Genomic DNA, 665 nt, shown 5'->3' with positions numbered 1-665 from the left:
GCGCTCGCGAACTGGAAGAGCGTGAGGCCAGTCCGACAGCGGGCGTGATCGATAGCCAGAGTGTCAAAACCACCGAAAGCGGTGGCGTTTGCGGGTATGACGCGGGAAAGAAGATCAAGGGACGCAAGCGCCACATCGCGACCGACACGCTCGGTCTGATGCTGACGGTCGTCATTCATTCCGCCGGCATCCAGGACCGTGACGGCGCCACGACGGTGCTGAAGTCGCTGCGCTATCGCTTTCCGTGGCTGCGCCACATCTTCGCCGATGGCGGCTATGCCGGCGACAAGCTGAAGCGCTCGCTGCGCGGACACGGCGACTGGACGATCGAGAGCATCAAGCGATCGGACACGGCCAAGGGTTTCGAGGTTCTGCCGCGCCGCTGGGTGGTAGAGCGGACCTTCGCCTGGCTCGGCCGATGCCGCCGTCTCGCCAAGGATTGGGAGCGATCAATCGAAAGCGCAACGGCCTGGACGCTCATCGCCAGCATCCGAATGCTCACGAGGCGCATCGCAAGATATTGGATATATTGCTGAACTTTTGAATCAGGCTCTTAGCTCGACTTTGGCCATTTTGAGCGGGTTTTCGCTCAAGCGTGGATCCAGAAATCCGGCTCGGCGGCGATATAGTCGAGAGCCTTGTCGAGCGGCATCGTGGCGATGCCG

General features: G+C 61.4%; 1 protein-coding gene. It reads left to right on the top strand.

Annotated features, from left to right (window positions below; genetic code table 11):
• Positions 1-536: IS5 family transposase (locus tag VQ045_RS21845; protein ID WP_331831628.1), on the top strand; the 536-nt coding region annotated here is incomplete at its 5' end.
• Positions 537-665: the final 129 nt, after the last annotated feature.

This window comes from Aurantimonas sp. E1-2-R+4, assembly GCF_036549515.1.
Taxonomy (GTDB): domain Bacteria; phylum Pseudomonadota; class Alphaproteobacteria; order Rhizobiales; family Rhizobiaceae; genus Aurantimonas; species Aurantimonas coralicida_A.
This window is presented reverse-complemented; position numbering and strand designations above follow the sequence as displayed.